Annotated in this window: 4 protein-coding genes; all 4 read left to right on the top strand. The window is 45.4% G+C overall.

Translation table 11 applies throughout. The annotated features are described in order from the left end of the window. Positions 1-339 precede the first annotated feature (339 nt). The 4 genes from MHN09_RS20790 (at position 340) to MHN09_RS20805 (ending at position 5,224) form a co-directional block, all read left to right on the top strand. Entirely contained in the window at positions 340-1,884 is a 1,545-nt protein-coding gene (locus MHN09_RS20790; RefSeq protein WP_239241807.1) for a M28 family metallopeptidase, read from the top strand. A gap of 47 nt (positions 1,885-1,931) precedes the next feature. Beyond that, positions 1,932-2,807 (top strand): EamA family transporter, encoded by an 876-nt coding sequence (locus MHN09_RS20795; protein ID WP_049586109.1) that lies wholly within the window; start codon positions 1,932-1,934, stop codon positions 2,805-2,807. Positions 2,808-2,917: 110 nt separating this feature from the next. Further along, complete coding sequence (locus tag MHN09_RS20800; RefSeq protein ID WP_239218181.1) at positions 2,918-4,207, top strand: Xaa-Pro peptidase family protein; 1,290 nt, start codon at positions 2,918-2,920, stop codon at positions 4,205-4,207. Between the two features lie 84 nt (positions 4,208-4,291). Then, entirely contained in the window at positions 4,292-5,224 is a 933-nt protein-coding gene (locus tag MHN09_RS20805; protein ID WP_168463706.1) for an exopolyphosphatase, read from the top strand. The last annotated feature ends 127 nt before the right edge of the window (positions 5,225-5,351 follow it).

Here is a 5,351-nt window from a genome sequence, read left to right on the forward strand (position 1 = left end):
AAAACTGCACTCAAATGGTACAGCTCCATAGTCGACGGGGCCTGGACCGCAGGCACATGGAATTAAATTCGTGGGGATCCCTCAGACTCTGACCCCATTCTTGTGGTTTAGTCGTTTCGGCGTTGAGATAGTCAGCGGTACAGGATACTCTTCGGTATCCTTTTTTGTTTGTACCAATGGCTTATGTTTACTTATCTTTGCAAACCTTATCGCGCTTTTTCCTTTGTCTGCGCTGCTTCCGTACTTACTTCTACTTTAATGACTGGTTCGGCGAATGCCGAAGTACCTGCTTCTAATTTAGCCTCGGTTGAATCGTCGGCGACAACAAAAAGCAAAAAGATGACGCTGAGTAATACCTCTATCGATTTGGATGTTTATCGTCAGCACGTTAAAACACTGGCAAGCGATGAGTTTGAAGGGCGAGGGCCATTGTCGAAAGGGGAAGAGAAAACAGTCGATTACTTGGTAACCCAATACAAAAAGCTAGGGTTGAAGCCAGCCTTTGGCGATAGCTACACCCAAGCTGTGCCTTTAGCTAAAATAACGCCTAAGAACATCTCATCGTTAAAAATAGGCGGGCTTGATTTTAGCGCAGGCAGCGAGTTTACAGCCCGTACTCAGCGCATTGTTAATGACTACTCACTTGCTAATAGTGAGGTAATTTTTGTGGGTTATGGCATTAATGCCCCAGAGTACGATTGGAATGATTACGCCGGCCTTGATGTAAAAGGAAAAACCGTTGTAATGCTGGTAAACGACCCGGGTTTCGCTTCTAAAGATCCAGAGCTTTTTCAGGGCAACGCAATGACCTATTACGGTCGCTGGACATATAAGTACGAAGAAGCAGCCAGGCAGGGGGCAGAAGCGGTTTTCATTATTCATGAAACCATGCCAGCGGGTTACGGGTGGGGCGTAGTCGAAAACTCTAACTCCAATACCAAATTCAGTTTAGTCGACGACAACAACAATGCTTCACAAGTTGGTGTAATGGGTTGGCTTCACCTAAATGCCGCCAGACAGCTATTTGAAAAGGTGGGTATGGAGTATGGCGAGCTTAAAGACAAAGCTTCAAAGCCAGGATTTATTCCCATCGCGCTAAACACAAAAGCATCATTGGGCTTCACCAATACTATTGAGCGTGCCGAGTCGCAAAATGTTGCAGGCATTTTAGAAGGTACAGATAAGCCAGAAGAGTGGGTAATGCTTCACGCTCACTGGGACCACCTAGGCAAAGTTGAGAAAAACGGCCAAACCACTATTTACAATGGTGCGGTAGACAACGCGTCAGGCGTAGCAGGTGTGCTTACGTTAGCAGATGCGCTTTCAAAACGCGAAGAGGGCTTTGTGCGCACACTAATGTTCAGTGCGTTTACCGCTGAAGAAACAGGGCTACTCGGTGCCGATTATTTTGCAAATAACCCGCCGGTACCAACATCGAACATGGTGGCTTTTTTAAATATCGACGGCATGAATGTAAACGATGGCGTTGATTACATTTTGCAGTACGGCGAAGGTTATTTATCTATTGAAGACGATTTAGCAACAGCTGCCGCGCTACAAGGACGAACGGTTAAAATGGATCCGCGACCTCAAAATGGACTGTTCTTCCGCTCAGATCACTTCGCGCTTGCTAAGCAGGGCGTGCCTTCAATTTTGTTCATGAGCTTAGGCGATACCGACCCTAGCTTCATCGCCAAACGCTATCATAAAGCAGATGATGACTACCTTCCAAGCTGGACATTAGGTGGTGTGCAACAAGACCTCTCACTTATCGGCTCTATGCTGAACTATTACGCCCAAGGCGATGTGTGGCCATACTGGAAACGTGACTCTGATTTTAAAGACAAGCGCACACAGGCAATGGAAGCGAAAGAGGCAAAGTAATTCACGCTTAACTGTAGGTAGCGATATAACAAGGTGAAGCGACGCTAATGAGTTGGATTTTGTTTACGTTAGGCGCGGTTGTTATGCAAACCGTGCGCAATGCACTTCAGAGTAAGCTGAGCGGTGCAGTTAACACCTCTGGGGTGACGCTCTCTCGCTTTATTTTGGCTCCGCCAATAGCTCTCGTCTATTTACTCATTCTCTACAGCAGTAGCGCCAGTCAAGTGCCTGAGTTCTCAGGCTCTTTTATTACAGTGATATTGTGTGCTTCGCTACTTCAAATAGCGGCCACTTCTTTAATGGTGATTTTGTTCAAGCAGAAGAATTTTGCCATTGGCGCAGGTCTAGCGAAGAGTGAGGCCTTGGTGGCCGGCGTTGTAGGCATGCTCTTTTTCGGAAGTTATTTAACGCCCCTTGGGTGGGCGGGCATAGTAATAGGGGCAATAGCAGTATTTGTGTTAAGCAGCGGCAATCGGCTTCATGGTATTAGTGTGAAAACCATGGTTATAGGTCTTGCTTGCGGTACCTGCTTTGCGCTGACATCACTGTTGGTGCGCGAAGCCAGTCACATGCTTAATGTTCAGCATACAGTGGCTGCTGCTTGGGTGTTGTTATGGGTGCTATGTGTACAAACGATAAGTTTAAGTGGTTATATTGCGCTAACTAAACCCTTCGTGTTCAGACAGCTAACCAACGCTAAAAAGCAGGTGCTCGCGATTAGCACGGTAAGCTGTTTGGGCTCAATTTGTTGGTTCACGGCCATGGCATTACAACATGTGGCGCTGGTAAAAACGCTTGGTCAGTTAGAGGTGTTGCTTACCTTGGTACTTTCACATTACTGGCTAAAAAATGCAGTCACAAAACGCGAAATTGCTGGCTTACTTCTTATTGGGCTTGCCGCCATTTTCGTTATGTGGGCATAAAGTACTGACAATATTAAACACTGAAGTTTTTAGTACAAAATCAATTGAATGTTATTTTCATAAAACAAAAAAGTGCTAAACAACCTTAATTAAAACGACAGGAAGGGAACATGGATAAGCGACATTTCTTGAAATTAGCGGGCGCTAGCTTTGCGCTTGCTCCTGTGGCTTCTATGGCTGCAATTAATCAAACCAATGCAACAGACACTAACGGTTTAAGCGGGCTAAGTGATATCACCGCAAATGCGAAGCCGATTACCGTAGAAGAGCGCAAAGCGCGTATTGAAAAAGCGCAGTCGCTTATGAAAGCCCAAGACATTGCGGCAATTCTGGTCGAGCCTGGCGCTGCAATGGATTATTTTTCAGGGATTAAATGGTGGCGTAGTGAGCGCTTGACCGCGCTGGTTATCCCTCAAAAAGGTGACATGGCGGTGGTAACGCCATTTTTCGAAAAGCCAAGTGTGTTTGAGTCGTTAGCTATAGGCGATGATGTAAGAGTGTGGCAAGAGCATGAAAGCCCGTTTGATGTCGTAGCCAATATTTTAAAATCGCGCCGTATAACAAGCGGCAATATCGGCTTTGAAAGCAGCGTACGCTACTTTGTAGTTACCGGAGTCAGCCGAGCGCTACCAAACATTAATATTGTTCCCGCCGAGCCAATTACCCTTGGCTGTCGCATGTATAAAACTGCGAGTGAACTGGCACTTATGCATAAGGCCAATGAAGTTACTTTACGTGCTTACGAGTTTGTTTTTAGCAACCTAAAGCTTGGCATGAGTCAGCAGGATGTAAAAAGTTTGATGAACACCGCACAGCAGCACTTAGGCGGCAGCGGTACATGGTGTTTGGCGCTGTTTAACGATGCAAGTGCTTATCCTCATGGCACAAACGCAGCACAAACTATCAAAGAAGGCTCGGTGATCTTGCTAGACAGCGGTTGCAGCGTGCACGGTTACCAAAGCGACATAAGCCGTACTTTGGTATTTGGCAAAGCGTCTCAGAAAGTTCAGGACGTCTGGCACACAGTAAGGGAAGGGCAGAACGTGGCATTTGCCGCAGCAAAAATTGGTGAACCAGCAGGCAAAGTGGACGACGCAGTGCGCCAATTCTACGCCAGCAAAGGGTACAGCAAAGACTATGCATTGCCTGGGCTAAGTCACAGAACAGGTCACGGTATCGGCATGGAAGGACACGAGAGCGTTAACTTCGTGCGTGGTGAAAATACGCCACTTAGAAAAGGCATGTGCTTTTCTAACGAGCCAGGTATCTATATTCCGGGTGAATTTGGTGTGCGCTTAGAAGACTGTTTGTACATGACAGAAACAGGCCCCGCATACTTTACCGAACCGCCAGAAAGCTTGGCGAAACCGCTGGGTAAATTACTGAATTTAAAAAGCTAAATAAGAAGTTAATAAACCTGTCTCTCAAAATTTTTATTAGCTGTTACACTTAAAATTATTACCTAAGTGAATGATGGATAAACTATGCCTGAAAGAAAATTTAGATTGGTTACGCGAAGTGATTTCGATGGACTGGTATGTGCAGTCTTATTGAAAGATTTAGACTTAATTGACGATATTTTGTTTGTTCATCCAAAAGACATGCAAGACGGTAAAATTGATATTACCGAGAATGATATCACTACTAACCTGCCTTACGTTGCGGGTTGCCATATTGCCTTCGACCATCACTTAAGTGAAACAGTGCGTAACTCAGGCGATATTGATAATCACATCATTGACCCGAAAGCGCCGTCGGCAGCGCGCGTTGTTTACGACTATTACGGTGGTGCAGATAAATTTCCTAACATCTCAGTAGATATGATGGATGCGGTAGATAAAGGAGACTCTGCACAGTTTAGCGAAGAAGAAATCCTTGAGCCCACCGACTGGGTGCTAATGAATTTCATCATGGATGCGCGAACTGGGCTTGGTCGTTTCAGAGATTTCAAAATCTCTAACTATCAGCTAATGATGAAGCTAATAGATGCGTGCAAAGACCACAGCATTGGAGAAATACTGCAAATGGAAGACGTGGCCGAGCGCGTGAGTTTGTACCACGAGCACAATGAAATGGCGAAGGCGCAAATTGCCAAGTGTTCTACCGTATACGATAACCTAGTTGTGCTTGATTTAACCGACCAAGAAACCATTTACGCGACAAACCGGTTTGTTATTTACGCCATGTATCCCGACTGCAATATCTCTATTCACAAGATGTGGGGGCTGAAAAAGCAAAACGTGGTATTTGCTATTGGTAAATCCATTACTAATCGTAGCTCAAAAACCAATGTGGGAGAGTTGTGCTTGAAGTATGGCGGCGGTGGTCACATGAACGCAGGTACATGTCAGGTTGAAACCAGCAAAGCCGAAACTGTACTCGGCGAGCTTATCGAAACCATCACGAGTGATGGCTAAAGCTAATCGAATAAGAACGGTGGGGCAGAAAAAGTACTCTGACCCTGAGGTATCCCCACAAATAATATTGCGATATCAATAAGATAAAAAAGATAGGAACATTCATGACGTTTGGTGATCAGATCAA

Source organism: Alteromonas sp. MmMcT2-5, assembly GCF_022348315.1.
GTDB lineage: Bacteria > Pseudomonadota > Gammaproteobacteria > Enterobacterales > Alteromonadaceae > Alteromonas > Alteromonas macleodii.

Coding starts and splice junctions, on each gene's coding strand:
- MHN09_RS20790 (WP_239241807.1), top strand. CDS start 340: ATGACGCTGAGTAATACCTCTATCGATTTGGATGTTTATCGTCAGCAC.
- MHN09_RS20795 (WP_049586109.1), top strand. CDS start 1,932: ATGAGTTGGATTTTGTTTACGTTAGGCGCGGTTGTTATGCAAACCGTG.
- MHN09_RS20800 (WP_239218181.1), top strand. CDS start 2,918: ATGGATAAGCGACATTTCTTGAAATTAGCGGGCGCTAGCTTTGCGCTT.
- MHN09_RS20805 (WP_168463706.1), top strand. CDS start 4,292: ATGCCTGAAAGAAAATTTAGATTGGTTACGCGAAGTGATTTCGATGGA.